This window comes from Thermoanaerobaculia bacterium (genome assembly GCA_035593605.1).
Taxonomy (GTDB): Bacteria; Acidobacteriota; Thermoanaerobaculia; order UBA2201; family DAOSWS01; genus DAOSWS01.
On record DAOSWS010000023.1, the window covers coordinates 2501 to 25836 of the forward strand.

General features: G+C 53.8%; 20 protein-coding genes (1 of these 20 cut by a window edge). 9 read left to right on the forward strand and 11 right to left on the reverse strand.

What is annotated here, in order from left to right:
• From PLD04_11490 to PLD04_11530, 9 genes are all read right to left on the reverse strand, one after another.
• A protein-coding gene (locus tag PLD04_11490; GenBank protein HXK68957.1) for an SDR family oxidoreductase crosses the window boundary here: on the reverse strand, positions 1 to 85 show its beginning. 770 nt of this gene lie to the left of the window's left edge; only the first 85 of its 855 coding nucleotides appear in the window; its start codon is at positions 83 to 85; its stop codon lies beyond the left edge, outside the window.
• Positions 82 to 837 carry an enoyl-CoA hydratase/isomerase family protein gene (locus PLD04_11495; protein ID HXK68958.1) on the reverse strand — a complete coding sequence of 252 codons (756 nt, stop codon included), beginning with the start codon at positions 835 to 837 and terminating at the stop codon, positions 82 to 84. The genes PLD04_11490 and PLD04_11495 overlap by 4 nt, the downstream gene beginning before the upstream one ends.
• A 45-nt stretch (positions 838 to 882) precedes the next feature.
• Positions 883 to 3729 carry a PD-(D/E)XK nuclease family protein gene (locus tag PLD04_11500; protein ID HXK68959.1) on the reverse strand — a complete coding sequence of 949 codons (2847 nt, stop codon included), beginning with the start codon at positions 3727 to 3729 and terminating at the stop codon, positions 883 to 885.
• On the reverse strand, positions 3726 to 6848 hold the full coding sequence (locus tag PLD04_11505; GenBank protein ID HXK68960.1) for a UvrD-helicase domain-containing protein: 3123 nt from the start codon (positions 6846 to 6848) through the stop codon (positions 3726 to 3728). Before PLD04_11505 ends, PLD04_11500 begins: the two co-directional genes overlap by 4 nt.
• Before the next feature lie 59 nt (positions 6849 to 6907).
• Positions 6908 to 7873: a polyprenyl synthetase family protein gene (locus PLD04_11510; GenBank protein ID HXK68961.1), complete on the reverse strand. Its 966-nt coding sequence runs from the start codon at positions 7871 to 7873 to the stop codon at positions 6908 to 6910.
• Positions 7874 to 8009: 136 nt separating this feature from the next.
• A complete protein-coding gene (locus PLD04_11515; protein ID HXK68962.1) occupies positions 8010 to 8579 on the reverse strand; it encodes a hypothetical protein in 570 nt (189 codons plus the stop codon).
• A complete protein-coding gene (locus tag PLD04_11520; protein HXK68963.1) occupies positions 8579 to 8980 on the reverse strand; it encodes a hypothetical protein in 402 nt (133 codons plus the stop codon). The genes PLD04_11515 and PLD04_11520 overlap by 1 nt, the downstream gene beginning before the upstream one ends.
• 10 nt (positions 8981 to 8990) lie before the next feature.
• A complete protein-coding gene (purH, locus tag PLD04_11525) occupies positions 8991 to 10529 on the reverse strand; it encodes a bifunctional phosphoribosylaminoimidazolecarboxamide formyltransferase/IMP cyclohydrolase (GenBank protein ID HXK68964.1) in 1539 nt (512 codons plus the stop codon).
• A complete protein-coding gene (locus PLD04_11530) occupies positions 10519 to 11235 on the reverse strand; it encodes a hypothetical protein (protein ID HXK68965.1) in 717 nt (238 codons plus the stop codon). The genes purH and PLD04_11530 overlap by 11 nt, the downstream gene beginning before the upstream one ends.
• Positions 11236 to 11252: 17 nt before the next feature.
• On the opposite strand from PLD04_11530, the gene PLD04_11535 reads away from it, so the two are divergent.
• From PLD04_11535 to creC, 3 genes are all read left to right on the forward strand, one after another.
• Positions 11253 to 12296 carry a hypothetical protein gene (locus PLD04_11535; GenBank protein ID HXK68966.1) on the forward strand — a complete coding sequence of 348 codons (1044 nt, stop codon included), beginning with the start codon at positions 11253 to 11255 and terminating at the stop codon, positions 12294 to 12296.
• Between the two features lie 94 nt (positions 12297 to 12390).
• Positions 12391 to 13089 (forward strand): two-component system response regulator CreB, encoded by a 699-nt coding sequence (creB, locus tag PLD04_11540; protein HXK68967.1) that lies wholly within the window; start codon positions 12391 to 12393, stop codon positions 13087 to 13089.
• Positions 13086 to 14522, forward strand: a complete 1437-nt coding sequence (creC, locus tag PLD04_11545; protein HXK68968.1) for a two-component system sensor histidine kinase CreC — start codon at positions 13086 to 13088, stop codon at positions 14520 to 14522. Before creB ends, creC begins: the two co-directional genes overlap by 4 nt.
• 9 nt (positions 14523 to 14531) lie before the next feature.
• Here the strand turns inward: creC and PLD04_11550 are convergent, their stop codons facing one another.
• Positions 14532 to 15683, reverse strand: coding sequence for a hypothetical protein (locus PLD04_11550; GenBank protein HXK68969.1), 1152 nt, complete (start codon positions 15681 to 15683; stop codon positions 14532 to 14534).
• A gap of 227 nt (positions 15684 to 15910) precedes the next feature.
• On the opposite strand from PLD04_11550, the gene PLD04_11555 reads away from it, so the two are divergent.
• From PLD04_11555 to PLD04_11580, 6 genes are all read left to right on the forward strand, one after another.
• A complete protein-coding gene (locus PLD04_11555) occupies positions 15911 to 17179 on the forward strand; it encodes a hypothetical protein (protein HXK68970.1) in 1269 nt (422 codons plus the stop codon).
• A gap of 202 nt (positions 17180 to 17381) precedes the next feature.
• Positions 17382 to 17768 carry a BlaI/MecI/CopY family transcriptional regulator gene (locus tag PLD04_11560; GenBank protein HXK68971.1) on the forward strand — a complete coding sequence of 129 codons (387 nt, stop codon included), beginning with the start codon at positions 17382 to 17384 and terminating at the stop codon, positions 17766 to 17768.
• A complete protein-coding gene (locus PLD04_11565; protein ID HXK68972.1) occupies positions 17765 to 19621 on the forward strand; it encodes a M56 family metallopeptidase in 1857 nt (618 codons plus the stop codon). The genes PLD04_11560 and PLD04_11565 overlap by 4 nt, the downstream gene beginning before the upstream one ends.
• 159 nt (positions 19622 to 19780) lie before the next feature.
• On the forward strand, positions 19781 to 20101 hold the full coding sequence (locus PLD04_11570; protein HXK68973.1) for a TusE/DsrC/DsvC family sulfur relay protein: 321 nt from the start codon (positions 19781 to 19783) through the stop codon (positions 20099 to 20101).
• A gap of 13 nt (positions 20102 to 20114) precedes the next feature.
• Positions 20115 to 20738 (forward strand): hypothetical protein, encoded by a 624-nt coding sequence (locus tag PLD04_11575; protein HXK68974.1) that lies wholly within the window; start codon positions 20115 to 20117, stop codon positions 20736 to 20738.
• Between the two features lie 3 nt (positions 20739 to 20741).
• Entirely contained in the window at positions 20742 to 22094 is a 1353-nt protein-coding gene (locus PLD04_11580; protein ID HXK68975.1) for a (Fe-S)-binding protein, read from the forward strand.
• Between the two features lie 2 nt (positions 22095 to 22096).
• Here the strand turns inward: PLD04_11580 and PLD04_11585 are convergent, their stop codons facing one another.
• A complete protein-coding gene (locus PLD04_11585) occupies positions 22097 to 23266 on the reverse strand; it encodes an aminotransferase class V-fold PLP-dependent enzyme (protein HXK68976.1) in 1170 nt (389 codons plus the stop codon).
• Positions 23267 to 23336 lie beyond the last annotated feature (70 nt).

Below are 23336 nucleotides of genomic sequence, written 5' to 3' on the forward strand. Positions count from 1 at the left end.
CAATTTTTTTCCCCAGACCGCTTCCTCCTCCGGTGATCAGGACCGAGCTTCCGCTGAAACTTCCCTCCCGCAGCATGGGATTCATGGACGACCTCCCGTATCAAGAATTTTCCGGAACTCCTGCGACTGTAACCGTTCTTTCTGGGTCACCGCCTCTTCGGTCAGGGCTTGATCAAGATCCACACCTCCATGGTGATTCAACAGTCTTCGCGTGGACAGATAGGCTTCCCGGGGCAGGGAAGACAGCGTTTCCGTCCACCGGGCGATACAATGATTCAACTCCGGTTCAGGGACAATTTCATCGATCAAACCCCAGTCCAGAGCAGTCTCGGAAGGAACGGCTTCACCGGTCAGGGCCATGCGCCTGGCGCGGGAGAGTCCGACCAGTCGTGGGAGAAGAAGCGATCCTCCCCCATCGGGAACGAGTCCCCATCGAACAAAGGCCTCGGAAAGCTTAATCCCGGGAACGGCAATCCGAAAATCCGCCGCCAGGGCAAGATCCAGCCCGGCTCCTGCGGCGTGACCGTTCAGGATGCAGATTGTGGGTGCAGGAAAAACATGAAGCGTTCGTATCACGTTCTGAAATTCAGGCAGAAGGGATTGAACCATCGAAGGAATATCCTCTCCCTTCATATGCTGGAAATCAACACCAAAGCAAAAAAAACGGCCGGATCCTGTATAGATCAGTAGCCGCGGCTGTTCCCGCACGGCTCGATCCAGCGCTTCAGAAAGGGAAGCTATCATCTTCGAATTCAGAGCGTTGAAGGCTCTGGGGCGATTCAGCCTGAGCCTCAGGGCTTCACCGCGTTGTTCGATTTGTACGACCGGGTCTTCCATGGGGCCTCCTTGTACTGAGCTTTGGAATGATTGGATCTGTATGGCCTAGCCGGAATGGGGTTCCGAGGAATCTGATTCTTCTCCCCCGGACCACGCCTGCCGTCGACAGAGTGTGGTAAAGGGACAGCGGTTACAGTGTCGGTCGTCCAGGGGATCGGGCATAAAGGGAAGATGTGGATCAAAAAGTTGGTCGAGAAGAGCTTCAAGGGACGGGCGGAAGACCCCTTCCATAAATTCCTCCCGGTTCACGCCGGGTTTAAACAGAGGAACAGGATTATTCCGTATATCGCGGAGAGAGAGCGCTTCTGCCTGAATGTGTTCATAGGGCAGGGACCGTGTCTGATGGATGAGTTCCACGTAGAGGGGAAACTGAAAGGAACCAAGCCTGGAGCGGATGGCGTCTCTCTCGAATCCATCCCGGGACACCTCAGTCCGGGGCATGTACTTCCTCTTAAGATCCTTTCCGCTCTTGTAATCGATTAAAACAAGGCCCGATTCCCGCTCTTCCATTCGATCGATCCGGCCCGTCACCATGGGTATGTACTTACCGGCAGGGATTTTTTCCGTGATTTTCTCTTCCACGGCAAGGAGACGCGGAGGATCCTGTCCGGCGCGAAGCTGCTCTGCTTCAAGAAAGTCTCGAAGGCGAAGTTCCGCAAGATGGCGAAAAAGGACGCTTCCTCCCCCGGACCCGAAACGTTCCCGGATTTTTTCGGGAAGGTTGACCTTCATCTCCTCAAAGGCGGGATCTGTCAGCAGGGTTCCCCTGTGCGGCAAAAAGAGATCTTCCATGATGCCGTGAAGGCGCTCCCCCACATCCAGAGCCTCCAGTTCCTCAGTTATCTCTTCCCGTTCCTGCAGACCGAGAATCTTCTGGTAATAGAACAACATGGGACACATGAGGTAAGAATCCAGGGAAGAAGCGCTGAACACCATCTTCTTCATCCGCTCAATCAATTCCGGTGTCTTTGTAACGGCGGGCGGACTGCAGACGTCCGGTAATTGTGGAACCATTGTGGGCTTCGGCTGCACGACTCCGATCCGGCCCTCTCTCATTTCGACTTCATATACGAGTTCTTCGATAAAGTGAGAGCGGGACTGAGAAGGATTATCACGATAGAACAGATGGACATTTTGTGAACTTTCCACGAGACGATAAAAATGGTACTTCATTACTTCTTCTCGATCATTCGATCCCGGAAGCCCCAGAATCCCTCGCAGGGAAGAGGGCAGAAGGGGATCAAAGCGGGAAACGGAAGGGAGGATATCCGTGTTAACATCCAGAACATATACCGTATCGAAAGAAAGATCTCTCGTCTCGAGCAGACCCAGGATCTGCAACCCCCGGAGCGGCTGACCGGTAAAGGGGACGCGAATGGAATTGAGATGATGGCGCAGAAGTTGATAGAGCAGATGGGGATCCTCTAACGGTTCGTCCGCGATAAGCAGGCTTGCAAGCTGTTCCAGGGCTCGGGACGCTTCAATGAAAAACTCGTTGAAAAAGGGGTAAAAACGTGCGGGAGAAAATTCCGCCAGAGCTTCCAGGAGGTCGGAAAATGCCTCCCCCATCTCTCTAAGAGTCCGTACCGAACGAATCCTGCCGATCAGCAGGTCCTGGAGGTAAGAGAAAGCATCGCGGAGACCCGCGGGTCCCACCTTATCCCCTGACATGGCGGAGGCACGCTGAAAGATACCTTCCCTTCCCCCGAGCTCTTCCAGAGTCGCGTAGATAAGACCGGATGACCGAACCCACTCATCTATTCCGTGAACCAGGATGCGCATCGAGGCAGAATCCTGAAGTCCCCTGTGAAAATTCTTCACATACGGATGAAAGAGGACCGAGAGGTAGGACCCGAGGTGAAAGGCACCATCCCGTTCTGTCTCGAGGAGATCCAGAATCTGATGAAACAGGGTCACCAGAGGTGTCCTCGTTAATGGATATCCAAGGGTAATGTTATAGGGAACATGCAGACAGGTCATGACCTCCCAGAGAAGAGGCAACAGGGAGGAAGGCTCCGGAAGAACAATGGCTGTCCGTTCCCATTCCTCCGGGTTTATCTGGAGAAGAAGGTTCTTGAGAGCTAAAAGCTCACCATGCACATTGGGTGCCTGGTGGATCTGGATGGAAGGAAGTTTCGCACGGGTGACCACATCAGGAGGATGATCCAGCAGTTCATGGTGGCGTTCAAATGCCGTCCAGGGCCTCCCATCCTGATGACGGAGGATGACCACATTGCTCCATTTTCCCATGGACGCCAGGCAGGCCCTCTCTATTCCGGTAAGCGCGAAGGGACCTGCATAGATCACCTTTTGGGGGAGTTCGGCCTCAGCCGATTCGAGGCGCTGCAGAGCCATTCGGGCGATCCTCCCTGACGTCGCCGCGTTTCTGTCCTCCAACAGGGTATGAAAGATACTTCGAATCGCCGGGAGTGCATCCAGGTAGTCCCGGGTTTCCTCCCGGAGAGTCTCCGCCGGAATCCATTCTTTCAGAGATGAAAGGAGATCCAATGATACATTTTCTCGATCCAGCTCATCCAGAATTCGGAAAAATTCGACACCCCAGGGATAAAATTGTGCCAGGTCCTCAGCCAGGGTTCGAAGCGTGGAGGGGCCCCGGGCAAGGATTGCTTCCCGAACAAGATAGACAGCATCAGCTTCAGCAAGTGCAGGTTGGTTCTCTAACCCTGCAACCCGCGTCAGGAAGATTTCCTGGGTCACCATATCGGGTGATTCCGTGACCCGTCCCATTTTTCGAGCATAGGCTCGACGGGCAAAATGGACGGGACGCTTCCCGGGGAAGACCGTGACAACAGAGCGACCGCCGGCCTGAATTTCTTCAAGGACATAAGACAGAAAATCCTCTGAAACGGGAATGTCCCGGATCCTGATCATGGTACCGTCACCTCATGCCACTCAGGACGGTCCACAAAGATCAGGAAACCCCGGACCTCATCCTCGGGATGGAGGTCCATGACTAATTTCATATACTGCTTAACCTGTTGAACCTGAAGTTCGGTCGGCCCTTCACCCGTCTTCCAGTCCAGGATGGTCGATGCACCACTCTCTCGAATGAGGCGGTCCAGAACAAAGACTTCTCCATCCCGGTTGAGGAGAGCATATTCGCTGTAAATTTCCGATTTCTGAGATCGTTGAAAAAACTCCCGGATTCCCGGGTGCGAAAAGAGGTTCTCCAGGAGGATCCTGATATCCCCGCGGTCCCCTTCCGGAATGGACAGCTCGTCGAACAGACGATCGAGATCGGTATCGATCTCTTTGACACGGGAAAGAACAAGATGAACCTGATCTCCTCTGTGCATGGCGCGTTGTTGAGCCCTTCCCCGGCTGCCCTGGAAACTCAATCCCCGTCGGTGGAGCTTCTCCTGCCAGGGTCGGATCCTGGGCACATGAAGGGAAGGTGTCGGCGGAACCGTTTTCATCTCCCCTCCAGGAACCGGGGCTCCTATTTTCCTGGCTTCTCCTGGCTCCAGATCAACCGGAACGGGGATTTTTCCTGCCCAGGATCGATTCCCGAACCGGGGAAGGAAGAGATAGAGTTCATCCTTGGCACGGGTCATGGAAACGTAAAACGCATTGATTTCATCCAGAAGACCTTTTCCCTTCTCCTCCAGCTGGATTTTCTGAAGAAAAGGTGAGCGGTCAGCATTCTTCCCCAGGCGAAAAAGTCGGACACGATCACTCCTTCGTTCGACCCCATAAGCGGGATTCTCTTTTACCATATAGGGGAAGGGCAGGATGACCACAGGGAAACCCAGACCTTTGGCGGCATGGAGACTCAGAACCTTCACTGCGTCGGAATCTTCCAGGAGTGGTACCTGTAGTGCGGACGCGTTCGCTTCATCCTTGATAAAGGTGAGGATTTCTCCAATACCATTGATCCCCTTTCCTTCCAGATCCATCAGAAGTTCCAGCAGATGAAGCAGAAAACCTCGCTGATCAGGAAAACGGTTTTCCAGCCCATACACCGAAATCATTTCCTGCAGGAGGTCGTATGGCGGAAGATGGCCCACCGCGGAAAAGAAGGGTCGGATCCATGCATCCCAGGAGTCGGAATGGGTGCTTCGAAACAGGGTGTACAGGGGTTGTTTCTCTCGCCTGTCCCTCTCATGGAACAGGGAAAAGAGATCCGACGTGCACAATCCTGAAATCCGGGTAAAGGCTTCTCCGGTCAGAAAGGCAAGGAAGGCAAGATCATCCAGCGGTGAATCGAGAAATGCCATGAATGCAAGGATTTCCTTTACGACCTGGGAGGCCGTCACCTGAAGGGTCCTCGCCGAGGCAACGGGAATACTTTCCTTCAACAGCATGGAACTGATCATCTCGACTTCCCGGTTTTTTCGAACGAGAATGGCGATGTCGCGGGGAGGATGGCGGGCCAGGATCGCGGGAAGATGATCGTGAAGAATCTTTTCCATCAGCCATACCTTCAGATCATCACTGGATAGTTCTCCGGATGGTTCCGGTTTTTCCACATGAACATACCCACCCGGTTCATTCCACTCCTGAGAGGCACCCGCATAGACCTTCCCGATCCGGTCGAGGGTCGTATCGGGAAGACTGAGCCTGGCGATCGGTTCACCATGAAACCATGGCTCCAGATTTTCCATCCGGAAGATTCCATTGATATAGGAAACGATCTCTCCGCGGCTTCTCCAGTTTGTCGGCAGACGGTTCTCATAGAGAGTCGCATGGGACAGGGATGGGACGATTTCATCAAAGAGCTCAGCACTTCCTCCGCGAAACCGATAAATGGCCTGCTTTTTGTCGCCCACGAAGAATAGAGAACCCTGCTGGGCAAGGGTGTTTTCGACAAGGGGAGCCATTCCATCCCACTGGCTCTGGCTTGTATCCTGAAACTCATCGATAAGATAGTGGGCAATACGGTCTCCCCAGTAGAAATAGATCGTGGGAACCGCACCTTCGGATAACAGGCATCTGCGAAGTCTCCCACCCAGCCGATCCAGTAAAAAAGCACCGTCCCGCGTAAGTTTTTTATCCACCAGATCTTCGACCTTCTGTTTCAGGGAAAGTGCGGGGACGAAGGCCGTCTCTGCCTGAAGACGAAGAATTGAGGCAGCAAGGCGCTGAAGACGTTCCCAGTTACGCACCATGGGTTCGGTGATCGAATCCCGGCAGCGAATCAGAACCGCATCCGACAGTTCTCTTGAAAAAAACTTCGATTCAAAATAGGGCTGCAGCGTGGATGATTCAGACAGTATTCGCAGCTTGTCCACGATGGCTTCGTGTCGCTGGAACCGGACATCCTGTTCTTCCGCAAGCTCAAGAATACGCCTGGCCGCACTTCTGAATAAACCCAATCGCCTAAACAATCTTTCCTGAGTGGAAGGGTCGGCCCATACGGGCAATCCGGAAGCACTTTCCAGACCGCGGAACAGGATGAGATTCTCCAAAAGCTCCTCGTGAACATCCCAGCGAATATCATTCCGGGTCGTAAAGAGAAAGTTCACAACCTCGCGCAGAAGGCGGTCTTCTGGCTCGTTTCCACCGGATTGTTCCAGGAATTCCGAGAGGGCAAAGATAAGGAATGGACGGGCATCCAGTTCAATCGCGGCCCAGGGCGGAAGCCCGAGCTCAAGGGATGCGCCATGGGCAAGACCTGTAAAGAACGAGTCGATGGTACGAACTGAAAAATCCTGATAATTTCGGAAAATGGCCGATAGAAACTCCCCCGCCCGCAGGGAAAGCACGTCAGGCTGAACACCCGTGAGCTTGACCATTTCTTCCGTGACGGCCTTATCGCTGAGAATCAGCTTCTTGAGCCACTCCAGGATTCTTCCCTTCATCTCACTGGCGGCACGGTTCGTGAAGGTTATGGCAAGAAGCTGGGACAGCCCCCTGGAAGGGACGCTGTCCGACAGAAGGAACTGAAGGTATCGTGCGGTCAGGGCATGGGTTTTCCCGGATCCCGCCGAGGCTTCCAGCTTTTGAATGTGGGGAAAGGAAAGGGTTCCGGCCGGACGCAGTACGCTCACGTACCGATCATATCCGATGGGACCTCAGTATGCAAAGAATTTATGAATGGCGATGTGAATTATGAAAGAATGTAGTCGGGTGCTTCCATGAGGATGGTCCGGGCAGGAGAATCCGGAAAGAAGGTCAGGGCCGCCCTGGCTCGATCCAGATAGGAATTTGCCAGATCTTTTACATCCTTCAGAGTGTCATATTGGTTCACCAGGGCAAAGAGGTCTACCCGGGCTTCGTCACAATGGCTCATCATAGCCTCAAGCGCGTCTCTTTCCTTTCCCTTGACGTGCTTTTTCAGGTAGAGAACGGGCAGGGTGAGCTTCCCCTCCTTGAGATCCTGGAGAACGGGTTTCCCCCGCTGTGCTTCGGACTTCGTAAAGTCTTTCATGTCATCGATCATCTGAAAGGCAATCCCGAAGTTGGTTCCATAATCTTTCAGTGCACGTAACTGCCCGGGATTGGAGCCGTTCAAATGGGCCGGTATGGTAGTCGCGGTAGCAAAGAGGTGGGCGGTTTTCCGTGTGATGATATCGAAATAGAGGGCTTCGTCCATGGAGGGATCACAGAGATGCTCCAGCGCCAGGATCTCTCCCTCAATCATTTTGACCGTCGTTTCCGCCAGAATATCGATGATGGCAAGCTTTCGGGTCTTCACCGCTTCTTTGATCGCCAGGGCATAGAGGAAATCACCCACCAGAACCGATACGTTGTGGCCCATGATTTTGTAAAGAGCGGGTTTTCCCCTGCGGAGTTCTGCGTCATCAATAATGTCATCATGGATGAGGGTGGCCGTATGAAGCCACTCGACGGCTGCCGCCATGGGGATGACCTTACTGCGGTCCACGTCGAGCAATCTGGATACAGCCAGCATGAGAGCTGGACGAAGGCGTTTTCCTCCCGCCCCGGCCATGTAGGTCGCGGCTTCCCTTACGGACTGAGGACCTTCTGACAATTCATTGATCAGAAAGTTTTCAACCTCCTGGACGAGGGGAAGAAAATCTTTGATAACCGGCAGGGATGCTGCAGTTCTCATCGGGACTCTTCCCGGGCACGAACAATGGGATATCGATTCATACGTGGAACCCTATTATAAACGATCGGCACAGCCGTCAAGTGAGAACGAATCTGATATCTGAAAAAATCCCGAAGGACTGGGGAGAACAGGAAAATTACTTCGTGAGTTTTATCACGAGAGGATGGGTTTTCCGGACGCCCCAATGAATCTTTGTGAACGTAAAGGTGTTGGTGCTATCGTCTTCATCGGTCACCGAAAGGGTCCTCGGGAAATTTGACATCCCCTTTGTCCATTCCATAACAACATGGTTCCACATGCCGGGACGGGAACCAAAGAGCGTTCGATCCGGACCTAACTGCTCCGGTTCCGGAACATCCGGAGCCAGACCCACCAGCCAGAGCAGGGGATTATCCTGGAGAGACTCATCCCACGGATGAAATACCACGTCTCCTCCCCCCTCCTGGGAGCGTATCCCCTCCCTGTCCAGGATGTAGGTTCTTCCATCTTCATATTCAACCACAAGGCCCTGACCATACACGGCAACCAGGATTCCCCGGTCCTCAATCTCCATCCCGCTCTGCTTCTCCATAAAGATCTGACTGAAATGAGCTTCCACGGATTTTTCGGATTGGATTCGGATCAGCAGGGTCTCCCACGGAGAAGCGTAAAGGAATACCGGTAAACAGAGGATCACCCACAGGAATCGGAAAGAAACGGCCGGCATCAGAGCTCCTTGAGTTCTTTCAGAGCATCCCTCACGACAAAGATCTTATCGTTATTATCCTCAGGATTTGCGGGAAGGAGGAAAAAACCGCATCCTTCCTTCAGGCTCCCGAGAACCTTTCCGCGAATTGATTCTCCGTCAAAAAAGGTTACATCGACGGTCTTTCCCGCCTTGGGACCCCCGGGGTGGTCAGCCGTCAAGTCGATGGGCTCGTGCCCTTCCGAATCCAGATTCTTCACGAAGAAGACGGCTTTGAGATCCTTGAAGGCCACTCGATGGACATCGTAGTCTTCACTCAGCACCTGAATGGTAAAGGCCGTATGGCTCAGATAGGGCGAAGCCATACACTTCTCGATATGGCCATCCCTGAACCTCAATACAACGGGGACTTTTTTATGCATGGATTCTCCCTTAATGCTTAAAGTGACGGACGCCGGTAAAGATCATGGTCAGGTTATGTTCATCGGCAGCCGCTATAACCTCTTCGTCACGAATACTCCCTCCGGGCTGGATGATTCCCGTGGCACCGGAAGCAGCAATGGCGTCAACATTATCACGGAAGGGGAAGAAGGCATCGGATGCCACCACGGTACCCTGAAGAGGAAGTTCCGCCTTTTTCACAGCCAGCTCAACGGCATCAACCCTCGACATCTGTCCCGCTCCGATCCCTACGGTCTGATTCGCGGTTCCGAAGATAATGGCATTGGATTTCACATGACGGATCACCTTCCAGTTGAAGGCAAGAGCTTCTTCTTCCTCGGCAGAAGGTTTTCTCCTGGTAACAACCTTCCATTCGGTCGTGTTCGGATCTCCCTGGTCCCACGTCTGCAGAAGGAAACCACCCCAGACCCGTTTCAAATCGAAACTTTCCATCACGGTGAGAGCCGGCATGGCGACCAGACGGAGATTCTTTTTCTTTGAGAAAATTTCCAGCGCGGGCTCGCTGAAATCGGGAGCCACAACGACTTCCACAAAGTTTGCGCAGATTTTCTCGGCCAGTTCGGGCGTGCAGGACCGGTTCAACGCAATGACTCCTCCAAAGGCTGATTTCGGATCTGTGCTCCAGGCACGCTCGAAGGCTTCCAGAAGAGTCTCTCCCCTCCCCATTCCGCAGGGATTGGTATGCTTTACAACTACCGCGGCAGGCTGGATAAAGTCACTTACGCAGCGCCAGGCCGAGTCCATGTCGAGGATATTGTTGAAGGAAAGTTCCTTTCCCTGGATCTTCCGTAAATCGGTAAGTCCGGCCTCCAGGTTTCCCAGTTTATAGAGAGCCGATTCCTGGTGACTGTTTTCACCGTACCGCAGAGTTCCCACCCTTCGCAGGTTGCAGACGATATGCTCGGGAAAGGTTTCCCCATCCCACATTCTCGAGAAACTTTCCACGATGGTCGCGTCGTACATCGCCGTGCGTGAAAAGGTCCGCAGAGCCATCTGGCGGGAAAATTCAGCGGGGATGCCGCCATGTTCTTCGATGGTTTTGGTAAGGACATGATAGTCTGCCGGGTCCATTACCACACAGACACTCCGGTGGTTCTTTGCCGCCGCACGGACCATGGTCGGACCGCCAATGTCGATGTTCTCGATGGCTTCGTCCTCGGTACAGCCCCGGCGGATGACCTCACGAAAGGGATAGAGATTTACAATCACGAGCTGGAATGGTTCGATACCCAGCTTTGAGAGCTGTTCCATGTGGTCTTCGGAGTTCTGATCCGCGAGAATTCCGGCATGAACAATCGGGTGAAGGGTTTTCACTCTTCCTCCGAGAATCTCCGGAAAGCCGGTCAATTCCTCGACCTTTTTATGACGAATCCCCACCTTCTCGAGAAAGGCCGACGTACCTCCCGTTGACACAATTTCCACTCCCTTGCCGGCAAGGAATGTGGCGACGTCGGTCAGACCGGTTTTGTCATAGGTCGAAATCAATGCTCGCTTGATCTTAATAACCATGATCTACCACCAGTATGGAGTCAGGCGTCATGGAGAGGCGCAATGGCCCCATTCTGCCGCCTGCTTGTTGCCATATATAGTACCAAAAATGGAGAAGGGTCGTGAAGGTCCGGTTCAAAGAAAGCGAGACCACACCGAATGCATTTCCCCGGTCGTCGAAACTCCGGTAGGATTCGCCCTGCCCTAACCTCCGGTAATCAAACCACAGGAGGTCCATCCACTCTTTCTGATTCCGGGACAGATCATGAAGATATCCCAGCCGGTCTCCCTTGAAAAAGCTGGGAGAAAAGCCGTAAAAAATCACCGGGATCTTTTTCTGCTTCCATCGGACCAGTTCATCGAAATCGCTTGAGATTCTTTTTCGGGAAAGGTCGATCGATCCGTTTACGGCAGGATCGCAAAGCTGGAGTAATCTTCCAGAAAGCCTTCCCCAGGACTCCATGATTTCAGGCATGGAACGGTGTGTATTGAATCCTTCAATGATGGAATCGGTAATCATGAGAATTTCATGTTCCGTGGGTCGCGGACCCCGACGTCCGTTCTGGACTCCCTGCCAGAATTCACGGGAATAATCCTTGAAGAGGATCTGAGCATCCCTGGGTCCCCACTGTGCCGCCCTTTGAAGGAGAGCCTCCTCGGTGGACGAATGGAATGCCAGGAGCCCCCCGCTGGAGAAAATGAGAAACAATATCAATAAGAATTTCACCATGATATTATAACAAGGTGAAGGAAGTCCGTGCACTTGGGCTGCTCTCCGGCGGCCTGGATTCCACTCTTGCCGCCATGGTTCTCCTGAACCAGGGAATTCATGTTGAGGGTCTCTATTTTTATACCGGATTCTGTATTATTGAGAGTCGGATTCAGGCACCCCGCCGGCATGATGTCGATAAATCCTTTCGGAATGAAGCGAGAAGGGCGGGAAAAGATCTCAATATCCCCATCCACGTTCTCCGTGTGGGTGAGGACTACCTGGACATCGTGAAAAATCCACGGTACGGGCGGGGATCGGCCTTCAATCCCTGCGTGGATTGCCGAATCTACATGTTCCGGATGGCCAGAACGTTCATGGAAGAACATGGATTTGACTTTATTTTCACGGGGGAAGTCGTCGCACAGCGCCCCATGACCCAGATGCGCCATACGCAGGCCCTGATTGCCCGGCAGTCCGGTATTGAAGACCTGATTTTGCGGCCCCTGAGCGCAAAGCTGTTACCGCCGACCCGGCCTGAACGAGAGGGGCTAGTGGATCGAGAGAGCTTACTGGACATTCATGGTCGCGGCCGAAGCCGGCAAATTGCCCTGGCCAGGGAGTACAACATCACCGATTACCCCACACCCTCGGGAGGGTGTTGCTATCTCACCGACCCCAATCTCAAATCGCGATTCTCCGCTCTCTTTCAGGCAAAATCCAGAGATGCCATCACCCTGGAGGATCTTCAGCTTGTCAAATTCGGACGGCACTTTCTGCTCCCGGGCGGATCCCGCCTCATCGTGGGAAGGGAAGAAGTGGAGAACATCTTCTTGAAAGACTTTTCAAAAACGCGCATTCTGCTTGATGCAACGGAAGTCCCCGGACCCGCGGCCCTTTTTGAGGGCGAGAAGGATACAGCCGACTTCCATCTGGCCCTGGATATCGTCGCTCGGTATGCGAACCCGAAAACCACTCTCCGTGCCGCCATTGAGATCACCTATCCATCCGAAGAACGGGAGACACGTGAGATTGCCCCCCCCGATTCCGAGAGCGTCACCTCCTATCTGATTGTCTAACGTCAGTAAATTGACCTTCCGTGAGTCCGATCGGATGACCATTCAGCCATCCCCTCCCTTTTCTCCTTGAAAGACAGCGTGTACACTTAACAACATGGAGAAAAAGACCGTTCTCATCGTTGAGGACGAAGCTCCCATCGCAGACATCCTCCTCTACGCGCTCCAGACTGAGGGTTACCATGCCGCCTGGACTTCCACCTATCATGAGGCACTGGAGTACGTTCAGTCCACCCCACCGGACCTTGTCATCCTCGACATTAACCTTCCCGACGGTTCCGGGTTTGATCTCTGCCGGGAGATCCGCACCCAGAGCTCCTTGCCCATCCTATTCCTCTCCTCCCGCACCGGTGAGATTGACCGTGTCGCCGGTCTCGAGATGGGAGCCGATGATTATATTGTCAAGCCCTTCAGTCCAAGGGAACTCACCGCACGTGTCCGGGCCGTCCTGCGAAGAACTTACCCACGTGCAGAGGAAGAGGAAGGGTCACAGACACCCTCTGAGATTCCCTTTACGATCGACGAACCCCGCAAACGCATTCTCTATTTCGGGACACCGCTATTACTTTCCCGATATGAATACAGGATTCTTAAGCTTTTGATTTCAAAACCCGGTTGGGTCTTCACCCGGGAGCAGATCCTTTCCATGGTGTGGGAGGATCCCGAAGAGAGCTTTGACCGGACTATCGATACCCACGTTAAGAATATTCGAGCACGGGCCAGGGCCGTGAAACCGGACCTTGATCCCATTGTCACGCACCGGGGAATGGGATACGCGCTCCGGGAGACCTGGTGAAAATCCGGACCCGGATCATTCTGGGCTTTTTCTTTCTCCTTCTTTTCGGATTCGGGATTTTTTCTGCCTGGATTCTGAATGATCTGTGGCCCCAGCCTGCCAAGGCAATGGAAGACACCCTGGCGGATATTTCCATTATTCTGGCATCCATGGCGGAACGGCAGTGGGATCGGCTACCGGAATTCAAGGAAAACCTGAAGGAGGACATGGACGCAGCCTACCACCGGGCCCTGCGGGCGAAGATCTATGAGCTGGAAAAAAACGAGGTGGATCTGCGTGTCATGGTGACAGACGGGAAAGGAATCGTGATTTTCGATTCCCGGAACGATGAATGGGTCGGCCGTGATTTCTCTGAGTGGCATGATGTCAACCTGGCCCTCCGGGGGCTCTATGGTGCGCGGACTACCCGCACCGATCCCGGGGATCCCTTCTCCTCCGTCTTCCACGTATCGTCTCCCATCATGAAGAACGATGCGGTTGTCGGTGTCCTTACCGTGGCCAAGCCCGCAGAGAATGTCCGCGTATTTATCGGCACCGCAAGGAGAAACATCATTCTCGCCGGACTTGCAGCCACCCTGGCGGTCCTTCTCCTCTCTTTCCTGATGGCATCCTGGCTCACCCGTCCCATTCAATCCCTTACCCGGTATGCACGATTGGTCGGGGACGGGAAACGTCCTCCCTTTCCACACCTTCCCTCCAATGAGATCGGAGCCCTTGGAGCCGCCTTTGAAGAGATGCGATTATCCCTTGAGGGCAGGGAGACGATTGAGGCCTACGTTCAGCATCTCACCCATGAAATCAAGGGTCCCCTGTCTTCCATCCGGGGGGCTGCCGAGCTTCTCGGAGAACCCCTTCCCGAAGACGCAAAGAATCGATTTACCCAGACCATTCTGCTGGAAAACAGGCGGATCGAGACCATTGTCGACCGGCTTCTCCAGCTCAGTGCCCTGGAAAATCGAAAGAGTCTCAGGGATGTAGAGGTCATTGATCTATGCACACTTGTGGAGGTGGAATGTTCCAGCCTGCTCCCTCAGATCCAGGACCGAGACATCGTTCTGATGAATGAAGTTCCCCGGGGTATGACCATTCGCGGGGAGCGGTTCCTTTTGGCTCAGGCCGTGGCCAATCTTCTACGGAATGCCATCGATTTTACTCCGAAGGAAGGCAGGATCCGGGTCGGGGCTGAGGTGAAGGGAAAAGGAATCGCCCTGGTGGTGGAGGATTCCGGTGTGGGCATTCCTGACTATGCCCTGCCACGGATCTTCGAACGGTTTTTCTCCCTGAATCGTCCCGGAACCCTGGAAAGAAGCACCGGCCTGGGGCTGGCCTATGTCCGGGAAATCGCCCTTCTTCACGGGGGTGAAATCACCCTTCGCAACCGGCCCGAGGGAGGGACGGTTGCCGCACTGGAACTGCCCCTGGAACCGTCCTGAACGAAACGATCAGTCTCCGATGGTCCAGCTTGCACCGAGCGCGTACGCAAGACCTCTTTGATTGTGACGAAAGGACTCCACGGGACGATCGTTTTCACGGATCAGAACGGCAAAGGCTTGTAGCCCATAACCCAGGTTGCAGGCCGTTTTCAGAATCCCCCGGTGGACCGGCTCGTCATGGAAGGGGTTTCCCAGCTTTTCCGGGTTGTAATATCCTGCACTGGCTTCAAAGAACCATCGTTTCCCCTGCCACTGAACATCCAGGTACCCGCCCTTACCGATCACAGGCTCATGAACCCCCACGAAGACGTCCCGATAATATAGATCACGGCCCCAGGTAATTTCCGAAGGGTCGATGTCCCTGTGAAGTCCGTATTCATCGTGGATCCACTCCATGGAAAAGGTCCAGTGTCCCAGGGCGTACCGGGCATCGATCCCCGCGTGGTTGCTGAACGATTTCTGCTCCTCCGATCCGATCCCGTCATGACCCTTGACGGAGGCTCCCACTTCCCAGTTTTCTCCCTCCAGCCCGATCCTCCCGATCATCCCCTTGGCCGAGTTCGTTTCCCTGTCTACGTCTCCGTTAATGATTCCGGCATCCACAACGATCAACCCCTTCCGGTAGGTGACGAAGAGGCCTGTCTCATACCAGTAGATTGCCTGGGTCCGAATGAAGGGGGCATCAAAGCGGCTGTTGGAAAAGAGGACCATTTCCGGTCGGCCGAAGGGTGTGTCGATCTTTCCGATCCGGAATGTCCAGGGACCGGTCCTGTACCCGAGAGCCAGGTTCATCAGCTCCATGGTATCGATTTCCAGGGTCGGCCAGTAGGGGTCCCGATATTCGTCATGGAGAACGTTATTCCCCAGGGGCTGGTTGACGTGTACCCGGCTGTCCAGAAAAATTCCTCCCCGGGGCGTGGGGCGGGTAAGGGAAAGATCGACAGACGCTTCCGCGGCAAAGGTCTGCTCAATGCCGCTCCACTGTATCCGATAATCGTGGAGAAAAAAGCCCCGGACGACGGCGCTGGAATGCCACTCAAGGGAGGCCCACGGCTCTTTTGAATCGTCTGCATTGAGAATACCATGCAGAAAACTCAAAGCCATAAGGATGGAGATGGATAATCGAAGGGAATAACAGGGCGTACGGAATGATTGGAGCATGGTGTATTATACCCAGCCCGCAAAATGAGGACCAAAAAGAGAAGCCCGCAAAGTGCGGGCCATGAAAAGAAAGTCGGAGGGCATGCTTGATAACGTATGAGATGCCTCTCCTATTCCCGCACTTCACGGGGATTTCACCTGGATCCCATCTTATTTCCATCTTGACAGCTTACTGTAGACACGGACCCTTCAAGGGAGCTTGCATTTGATTTTGGAAAGGAGACACTATGATTCAACGTTTTGTGGGAATGTCCGTTGTCTGGCTCTTTACCGCCATTGGGTGGCTGGTTCTTTCCGGAACGGTGGATATCCGTACGGGTGCCGCCGATCGCACCATGAAAAACAAGGTCGGTAATCTCTGGGGAACCGCCCAGACCCTTGTCCCGCCGGAGATATCATGGAGCAAGGAAGTGATCCGAAAGCAGGAATCGATTCAGAAAGATCAATCCGGAAGCGAGGTTACAACGACCCGCCTCATCCCTGAAACACACAGGTACAATACGCCTCTGCAAAACAGCGACATCCGGGTTCAGGTTGATCTGGAACATCGCCGGAAAGGTCTTTTATGGTATTCCACCTATACGGCCGATTTTCTGGCCACCTATCAGTTCGCAAACGAAGATGACGACCCTCATACCCATTTCTTCACCTTTCCGCTTCCGGATCCAAATGGCGTATATGACAATTTTTCCTGTTTTCTGAACGACCAGCCTGCACCGTACAATCTTTTCGAGCACATGATCCAGGTTCGGGTAAAGCTGAATCCAGGTGAGACAGCCAGGATCTCCGTCGGATTTCGATCCTTCGGACAGGATGACTGGCGCTATCTCTTTCGCAGGGATGGAGAGGTCGGGATGGTGAAGGACTTTCAGCTCAGCCTGATCACGAATTTCGAGGACATCGATTTTCCCGACGGAACGCTCTCCCCGACACTCAAGGAGCCAACTGAATCGGGATGGAAACTCACCTGGACCTACTCGAACCTCATGTCCGGCTCAGGGATTGGCATCCGGATGCCCAGCCGGATTAATCCCGGTCCCTTTGTGTCCAGAGTCACCCGCTTTGCCCCTGTATCCCTCCTCTTCTTCTTTTTCGTCCTCTTCGTCATCACCGTGGTGAACAAGCTCCCCCTTCGGACGGAACACTACTTCTTTCTTGCCTGCGCCTTTTTTGCCTTCCATCTTCTCTTCGCCTACCTCGTGGACCATGTCGATCTTCACCTCTCTTTTTTCATCTCATCCGTCGTTTCGATCTTCCTGGTCGTCTCCTATCTGCGGCTGGTTGCAGGACGGACCTTTGCCATGCGGGAGGCCGGTCTCTCCCAGTTCATCTACCTGGTGCTCTTCTCCTATTCCTTCTTTTTTGAAGGGTACACGGGCCTGATCGTCACGGTGGGTGCCATCCTCACCCTCTTCATCACGATGCAGATGACCGCCAGGAGACAGCATGTAATCAAGGGAATATCGCCCGAGTACCCGAATCTGTCAACACCATAATCAGTTAATCAAATAACCATCGAAATTATCAGCCATCTGGTTCCGTCCTGTTTGCTCGCTGTTCGCAGGATGGAACCTTCTTTCTTTTCCTACGTATTCCATAGTAGTTACAGGCTTTATTGTTCTACTAACAAATTAGTTGACAGGCACGTATACGGTATGGTACGCTTCAATTACTAAATATTTAGTAGGAGGTCGCAAGGTGCCAAGGAAAACGTCGAAAATCCTCACAGAGAGCGAAATCCGGATCATGGAGATTCTCTGGAACGAGGGCAAGTGCACCGTGACCCGGGTCGTGGAATGTCTGGCGCCGGATGTTCCCCTGGCCTACACAACCGTCCTGACCACCCTCAGGATCCTGGAAGACAAGGGTCACGTTGCGCACTCCAAATCGGGCCGGGCCCATGTGTATTACCCCCTGACCCGGCGGGATCAGGCACGGCAGAGCGTCCTGACTACCATGCTGGAGCGTTTCTTTGACGACTCACCGGAAGAGCTTCTTGTCAACCTCCTGAAAGAGAAGGACCTTACACCTGAGGAGATTCAAAACCTCAGGAAGGTCCTGGACCGAAAGGAGCGTGAAACGTGACGGACTGGATTGAAATTCCGGCATCCATGATAGGAGCTATTGCCTCATCGATCCCCATGGCTCTGGTGATGGTAGCTGCTGTCGCCATTCTGATCCGCCTGCATGGCCGTTTGCGTGCTTCTTCACGATACTGCATCTGGTGGCTGACCCTTGTGGCGGTTCTGGCCCTTCCCCTGGTACGCGGGACTCTGCCGCCCATTCCTGAACCTCATTCATCTTTTACCGAATCCGCACCCGCAAGTTCCGCGGCCGGGCCGGAAGAACCCGGATTGGATCTTCATTCTCGGAATACATCGCCACCCATTGAATTTACGCTTGCGGAAATGGCCACGAGTCCCTCCATTCTATGGCAGAGTATTACCCTTCAATTTCAAAACTTTCGCAGGGAAGCGCTTACATTTCTCTTGCCCTCCATTCCGCTCTCAACCATAACCGGCATCCTCGGAGGGTTCTGGATGGTGCTCGCGGGTCTCCTTCTGTGGCGTCTTGCCCGAAAAACCCGGGCCGTGATGAGGCTGAAAACCTCAGGCACTCCGCTAAGAGAATCCATCCAGACCTGGCTGACATCGCTACTCGATCGTCTTGGATCTCGCAGAAATGCTCAGGTATTGACTCACGATTCAGTCCATACTCCCTCTACGGTGGGCTACCTTCATCCGGCTATTCTTCTTCCTGAGAACATGGTGCCCTCCCTGGAGGAAGGAGAGATGCAGCAGATTTTGATGCACGAAGCCGCTCACCTGAGCCGGTACGATGACTGGTTCCATCTTGTGGAACGCATTTTAACAACTCTTTTCTTCTTCCACCCCGCCCTCCATTTTCTGATCCGGAAGCTGCGCTTTGAACGGGAGCTGGCCTGCGATGAGAGGGTCGTGGAGGCAACGGGCAGCCCGGAAGGGTACGCTCGATGCCTTCTTAGGGTGGCTGAAGCCACAATTTCAGGGCCGGGAGGAATTCCAGCCCCGGCTATTTTCACAACATCATCCCAAATGTACAGGAGGATCACGATGATTATGAACCCCAGACAGCGCTCATCCCGGTGGGTGGCGTTTCTTGCAACCGCAGCCATTTCCGTCTTTCTTGGTTTTTCCCTGATCCAGTGCGCAAGTACGCCGCAATCCGCCTATGCGGCTGATCTTTCCACGAATTCGATGAATGCTCCCGCGAATCCTGAAGCCCCTGCTTCACCTGCACCCACGCCCCTCGCGGCTCCTGCTCCCCAGGCGAAGCCCAAGCCTGCTCCCCATGTCAGGCCGGCGCCTCCAGCTCCTCCCGCATCAGCGGCAACGCCTGAGAAAGAGGAACTGGACCAGATCGTAGACCTGTCGGAGATTCATCGAATCGTTGAAGAAGCCATGAAACATGCAGACATGAAAGATCTGGATGAGGAAGAGATCGAACGAATCGCAGCGGAAGCAGAGCGCCACGCGGAAAAGGCCATGGCTCTTGCCGAGGAACATCTGCACAAAGCGGAGGAAGTTCTGAAACACCATGAGGAAGAGTTAAAAAAGCATGAACAGGAAATCTCCCGGCATGTAGAGGCCATCACCGATGAGGAAATAGAGGAACTGGAACGCAAGATTGAAGCGATGAGCTCTGAGATCGAAAAGAAGGTGGAAAAACGGCTGGAGGGCGTGGACTGGGACAACCTGAATGAAGCCGAACGACAGAAAATGGCACAGGAGCGCCTTGCGGGGCTGGAAGAGGAAATCAAGGAAATGAAAGAAAAACTCGAACCCCTGACAAAGGAACTTCAGTTTCGTATCCAGGCCCGCATCAAACCCGAAATCGAAAAAGCGCTGAAAGAAATTCAACAGGCGCAGGAAGAGATTAAGGAGAAGAAAAAGAAATAGTTGAGTCCATATCCACTAATAAGCGGGCGCCCCGGTACCGGGGCGCTTTTTTTTGCTTTTTCCTTTGACAGAAATCGATATCCAACCAGGAACTGCCTGCCATGGACACTTCTCGCCGAGGAGTCTATAATCAACCGATATACCCCATGAGGAGGCTTCATGTCCCACCTTGATGTCCTTGGAGAGATCATCGAACTCAACGAAGAAGGATTCATGGTCCAGCCGGAGAAATGGACCGAGGATGTTGCCGCTCAACTCGCCAGAGAAGAAGAAGGTCTGGATACCCTCACGGAGAACCACTGGAAGGTGATCCGTTTTATTCGCAGCTATTACCTTGAAAAGGATCTTGCTCCCATGATTCGGCTCGTATGCCGTGAGACCGGGCTGAGCCTCAAGGAAATCTACACTCTTTTTCCTTCCGGACCTGCCAAGGGAGCATCCAAGATCGCGGGACTTCCCAAGCCGGACGGGTGCGTCTGAACCCACCCATACCATGAATCTCCTGACTCTCCTGGTTACCGTGTCAATCGCATATTGCGGGATCGCCCTCGCCTTTCTCTTCCTTCAGGCACGTTCCCGCGGAAAAAAAATCTTTTACTCGGCGGCCAGAATGAATGCGGCTCCAGGGATTCGCTACGCCTTCACACAGGGCATGCTTCCCTGGGAGAAGGAGAGTGCGGCCCACCACCTCCCCACCTACCTGGCCGGCGTGATCTATCATGCCGGGATCGGGATTAGTCTCTTCTTTCTTTTCTGCACCCTTTTGAATATAACTCTACCGGCACTTCTCTACCGTACAGGCGGGTGGATCGTGATGGCGGGATTGATCTCAGGTTTCTCTCTCCTTATTAAGCGGGGGGTTTTTCGATCCCTCCGCTCGATCAGTGTTCCTGATGATTTTCTGTCCAACATTCTGGTGAATCTTTTCCTTGTCTTTACCTTCTCATGGATCCTGGCGCCTCAGACCCTTCCATGGCTTTACGGAGCGGCTGCTCTTCTCTTTTTCTACATCCCCGCAGGAAAGATTCGCCACTGTATGTATTTTTTCCTGAGCCGGAGATTCCTGGCCATCGACCTGGGACGCCGCGCCGTCTTTCCGCCGGCCGTCGGGAGATAATCCATGGGTTCCGAAGAGAAAAAGCCCTCCACCGATCCTTCATCCGGGCGGCGACTCCCATCATCCAGCCTCAAGGATGCTCTTCAGGAGCTCAAACAGGCCATTGATTCCGAATATGATGCCTATCTTAATGCCTGTGTACGGTGCGGGCTGTGCGCCGACTCCTGTCACTATTACCTCACCGATGGGGAATCGGCCTCGATCCCGGCCCACAAGCTCCATCTTGTTGCCTCCGTCGTACGCCGGAATTTTTCTTATACAGGGAGATACATTCCTTTCCTTACACGGGCCCGGGCTTTTGATTCGGACATGGTGGACCGCTGGATCGACGATCTTTTTGGCCGATGCTCCCTCTGCGGCCGATGTTCCCTGAACTGTTCGATCGGGATCGGGATCCACCGTGTTATTCGTCTGGGACGAAGCACGCTCGCAAGACTCAATGCCGTGCCCCAGAGTCTGCAGTCCACGGTGGACAAGGCTCTCACCAGTGGCAACAATATGGGAATCCAGCGGGAAGACTGGCTTGACACCCTGTCCTGGATCGAGGAAGAGCTTCAGTCCGAAATTGGAGACACCCGTCTTCGGATGCCGGTGGACCAATCCGGAGCCCGTGTCCTCTATGCGGTCAATCCGAGAGAACCCATGTTCTATCCGCTTTCACTTTCCGCAGCCGGAAAGATCTTTCACGCTGCCGGTGAAAGCTGGACCCTGGCTTCGGACTTCTTTGATGTGACAAATTACGGCCTCTTCAATGGAGACGACAAAACGGCAGGGGAACTTTCGGACAGGCTGGCCAGGACGATGGAACGCCTGGGATGCGAAACACTTGTACTTTCGGAGTGCGGTCACGGGTATAACGCGAACCGCTGGGAAGCTCCCGAATGGCTGAAACGAAGGAACGCCTTCGAAGTCAAAAGCCTTCTGGAGGTCATGGGGGACTATATCCGAAGCGGTCGAATCAGACTCGACCCGTCAAAGAATTCCGAGCGTGTGACCCTTCATGATCCCTGTAATCTTGTCCGTCTCGGGGGTGTGGTCGACGAGCAACGATTCATCCTGCGCCATGCGGTGGAGAACTTTGTCGAAATGACACCCTGCCGTGAAAAGAATTTCTGCTGCGGGGGAGGGGGCGGCCAGTTATCGATGACGCCCTTTGCGGAGCGCCGGATTCGAGCGGGAAAGATAAAAGCCGATCAGATCAGCGCCACTGAGGCAAAGATCGTGGCCACTCCCTGCCATAACTGTATCGATCAGCTCGGGGAACTGAATCGGCATTACAAGCTTGGTGTTTCCATTGTTTCCGTCGGAGAGCTGGTGGCCGAGGCCTTGATCCTGGACCGGCCGTCCGAATCGTAGCCTCAGGAAGGTTTTCCGAAGGTTTCCGCGATCTCCCTTACGGCTTCCACGGCGGTTTCGATGTGCTCTTCCGTGTTGAAGGGACCAATCCCAAAACGAACCGCACCTTTGATGGTGTCCGTACCCAGATGCTCATGAACGAGCGGAGCACAGTGAAGACCGGTACGACAGGCGATCCCATAATCGACATCGAGCATCGTACCGACGTTCAGGGCTTCAACTCCCAGGACATTAAAGAGGAGAACACTGATATGGTCATGAAGGTCGTCCTGGCAGTAAAGGATTACACTCTCAATCGTCCGTAGACCATCCCGAAGCTTTTTCAGCAGGGCCATCTCCCGGCGGTGGATCACGTCCAACCCCTCCTTCTGTATCCATGTCAGTCCAGCCTTCAAACCCGCCACGCCGACGGAATTCAGGGTCCCATACTCCATTCGATAGGGATATTCATCCAGGTGTGCCCGTTCGGCGGAGCGGACACCGGTACCTCCGGCCCGTGTATGGCGGATGGTAATCCCTTCCCCGACACAGAGCCCCCCGATTCCCGTGGGTCCCATGAGGGATTTATGGCCCGTAAAGGCAACCACGTCGATATACATGGCATCCATGTCAATGGGCACCTTTCCCGCGGATTGAGAAGCGTCGATGGCGAAAGGCACCCCCCTTTCCCTGCAGAGTCGTCCAATTTCCGCAACGGGCTGAACGGTCCCAATCACATTCGATGCATGGTTTACAATTACCAGACGCGTATTGGCCCGGAATTTTTCGCGGAAGGAATCCGGATCAACGAATCCCCTGTCATCCATGGGAATGTAATCTACTTCAACACCCTGATCTCTCTGGAGATGAAAGAGCGGCCTCAGAACCGAATTATGCTCTGCCGTTGTCGAAATGGCGTGATCTCCCTCCTGCAGCATGCCGAAGATGGCCAGGTTCAGGGCATCCGTGGAGTTGTAGGAATAACAGAGCCGGTTTGGATCGGTCCCGTGAAAAAATGCCGTCAGGTCTTTTCGCGTACTCTCGACCACCTCACCCGCTTCCAGGCAGAGATCGTATCCCGAACGCCCCGGGTTGACTCCATAATGGCGGTAAAATCGATCCATGGCCTCATAGACTTCTGCCGGCTTGGGAAAGGACGTTGCCCCATTATCCAGATAGATCATTTTTTCCAAGGTAGCCCCCCTTCATCTTTGGTGATCGATGCATCCTGACATTATATCCCATGGAATATAAGGAGGGACC

What these genes read in the sequence shown, in the direction of transcription:
- PLD04_11495 (HXK68958.1), bottom strand. Translation starts at nt 837, where the DNA reads ATGGAAGACCCGGTCGTACAAATCGAACAACGCGGTGAAGCCCTGAGG.
- PLD04_11515 (HXK68962.1), bottom strand. Translation starts at nt 8,579, where the DNA reads ATGCCGGCCGTTTCTTTCCGATTCCTGTGGGTGATCCTCTGTTTACCG.
- PLD04_11555 (HXK68970.1), top strand. Translation starts at nt 15,911, where the DNA reads ATGATTCAACGTTTTGTGGGAATGTCCGTTGTCTGGCTCTTTACCGCC.
- PLD04_11500 (HXK68959.1), bottom strand. Translation starts at nt 3,729, where the DNA reads ATGATCAGGATCCGGGACATTCCCGTTTCAGAGGATTTTCTGTCTTAT.
- PLD04_11580 (HXK68975.1), top strand. Translation starts at nt 20,742, where the DNA reads ATGGGTTCCGAAGAGAAAAAGCCCTCCACCGATCCTTCATCCGGGCGG.
- creB (HXK68967.1), top strand. Translation starts at nt 12,391, where the DNA reads ATGGAGAAAAAGACCGTTCTCATCGTTGAGGACGAAGCTCCCATCGCA.
- PLD04_11510 (HXK68961.1), bottom strand. Translation starts at nt 7,873, where the DNA reads ATGAGAACTGCAGCATCCCTGCCGGTTATCAAAGATTTTCTTCCCCTC.
- PLD04_11520 (HXK68963.1), bottom strand. Translation starts at nt 8,980, where the DNA reads ATGCATAAAAAAGTCCCCGTTGTATTGAGGTTCAGGGATGGCCATATC.
- PLD04_11570 (HXK68973.1), top strand. Translation starts at nt 19,781, where the DNA reads ATGTCCCACCTTGATGTCCTTGGAGAGATCATCGAACTCAACGAAGAA.
- PLD04_11575 (HXK68974.1), top strand. Translation starts at nt 20,115, where the DNA reads ATGAATCTCCTGACTCTCCTGGTTACCGTGTCAATCGCATATTGCGGG.
- PLD04_11550 (HXK68969.1), bottom strand. Translation starts at nt 15,683, where the DNA reads ATGCTCCAATCATTCCGTACGCCCTGTTATTCCCTTCGATTATCCATC.
- purH (HXK68964.1), bottom strand. Translation starts at nt 10,529, where the DNA reads ATGGTTATTAAGATCAAGCGAGCATTGATTTCGACCTATGACAAAACC.